This window comes from Pseudomonas antarctica, from assembly GCF_900624995.1.
GTDB classification, from domain to species: domain Bacteria; phylum Pseudomonadota; class Gammaproteobacteria; order Pseudomonadales; family Pseudomonadaceae; genus Aquipseudomonas; species Aquipseudomonas antarctica.
In genome coordinates this window covers 1-2166 of the sequence record NZ_UYXQ01000238.1, presented here as the reverse complement: position 1 = coordinate 2166, position 2166 = coordinate 1, and the positions used below count along the sequence as shown (strand labels likewise).

Below are 2166 nucleotides of genomic sequence, written 5' to 3'. Positions count from 1 at the left end.
TCCCCTGTGGGAGCTGGCTTGCCTGCTCCCACATTTTTGGACCGCGTTGTTTCAGTTGTTTTGCAGGCTGTGCATGATGGGTTTGAGGGCTGGATACAGCGTTAGATACGCCGCAAACGCCTGGTCATAGACCGCGACATTCTCGCGCTTGGGCTGCGCGCGCAGTTCCAACTGCACCCAGCCCCGCTCCATCTCCCCGTCACTCACCAACCCCACCGTATGCGCCGCCAGCAACGCCGCGCCCAGCGCCGCTTCCACCTCCTGCACAATGGTGTAGACCGGGTAGCGGGTGACATCCGCAATAATCTGCATCCACACATCCGAATGGCTCGCGCCACCCACCACAATCAGGCGCGGGTCCAGCGAGTGGGCGCCTTGCGTGCCGGCTTCGATGTTGTGGCGCAGGGCGAAACTCACGCCTTCAAGCACCGCGCGGTACAGGTGAATGCGGCTGTGGTACAGGTTAAGCCCGACAAAACTGCCGCTGGCGCGGTCATCCCACACCGGGCTGCGTTCGCCCATCAAGTACGGCAGGAACAACAAGCCTTCGCTGCCCGCCGGCACCTTCATCGCGCTCTGCTCCAGCAACACCAGGCTGTCCTGCCCGGTGGCTTTGGCCTGCTGCTCCTCGGCCTGGCAGAACTGCTCGCGAAACCAGCTGACCGACGCCCCGGCGGTGATCGCGCCGCCAAAGATGTACAGGTCCCGGTGGCCGTTGTAGACATGCGGCATGCTCACCAACCCGTGGCGCGGGTCCACTTGCTGGTTCAGGTAGCCCCAGCACATGCTGGTGCCAATCATCGCCACATGGTTGCCGGGCTGGGTGACACCGGCGGCCAACGTCGCCATGGCGGCGTCCACACCTCCGGCGAGGATCGACGTACCCGCCTGCAACCCCAGGCGCGTAGCCCAGGTTGCCAACAGCCCGCCGACCACTTCACCGGAATACAACAGCCGCTCGGGCATCATCGCCAACGGAATCTCGAGTGCCGCCAGCATCTCCTCGGACCAGCGCCGTTGCGCCACGTCGTAGACGCCACCAATGTTGCCGGCGCTGCTATGGTCCACCGCCAATTCACCGGTCAGGCACCAGTTGATATAGCTGTTAGGCGGCAGCAAGTAGCGCGTTTGCGCCCACACCTGCGGCTGATGCTGCTTGAGCCAGAGCATCTTGGTGAAGCCGTAGTAGCTGTCCACCGAGTTGCCGGTGACCGCGAATAAACGCTCCAGGTCCACATGCTCACGCACCCACGCCACCTGCTCGCCGGCGCGGCGGTCCATCCAGATCAGGCACGGGTGCAGCGGCGTGATCTGCGCATCCACGGCAATTCCCGAACCGCCGTACAGGCTGCTGATGCACAGCGCCTTGACCTGCTGCGCCGCCACACCGGCCTTGGCCATGCATTGCGCCACGCAGGCCTCGACGGCGTCCAGCCAGACCTGCGGCCATTGTTCGGCCCAGCGCACTTTCGGAGTATCCACTCGATACCCTTGGCTGTGTTGGGCGATGATCCTACCTTGACCGTCCACCAGCACTGCCTTGGTGCTCTGGGTTCCTATGTCGACACCCATTACGTATTCCATCGTTCAGACCACCGGCTTCAACAGCACCTTGATCGACTTGGTCGAGTTGGCCAACTCGAACGCTTCGGCAAAGTTATCCAGCGGGAAGTCATGGGTGACGATGCCTTTGGAGGTGACCAGGCCGCGTTCGAACAGGTCGATCGCAATCGGGTAGCAATACGGGCCGAGGTGAGCGCCGCGTACGTCGAGCTCCTTGCGGTCGCCGATGATCGACCAGTCGACACTGGTCTCGGCGCCAAATACGCTGAACTCGACAAAACGCCCGAGTTTGCGGATCAGGTCCAGGCCTTGGGTCACACCGGCCGGCACGCCGGTGGTTTCGATGTACACGTCGCAGCCGTAATGATCGGTGAGGCCGTTGATGATCTCGCGGGCGTTGTCACGGGACGGGTTGATCACCACGTCGGCGCCAAATTGCTTGGCCAGTTCCAGGCGCTCGTCGACCATGTCGATCACCACCAGTTTTTTCGGGGTTTTCAGTGCGGCCACCTGGACCATGCACAGCCCCAGGGTGCCGGCACCGGCAATCACCACCACGTCATCGAGCTGGATTTCACCGCGGTTGACGGTGTGAATCGAACA

General features: G+C 62.7%; 2 protein-coding genes. Both read right to left on the bottom strand.

Translation table 11 applies throughout. The features are described 5' to 3' along the window. Positions 1-51: 51 nt before the first annotated feature. Positions 52-1584: an FGGY-family carbohydrate kinase gene (locus E0F99_RS29725; protein WP_083357829.1), complete on the bottom strand. Its 1533-nt coding sequence runs from the start codon at positions 1582-1584 to the stop codon at positions 52-54. 3 nt (positions 1585-1587) lie between these two features. Continuing rightward, positions 1588-2166: zinc-binding dehydrogenase (locus E0F99_RS29720; protein ID WP_165447659.1), on the bottom strand; the 579-nt coding region annotated here is incomplete at its 5' end.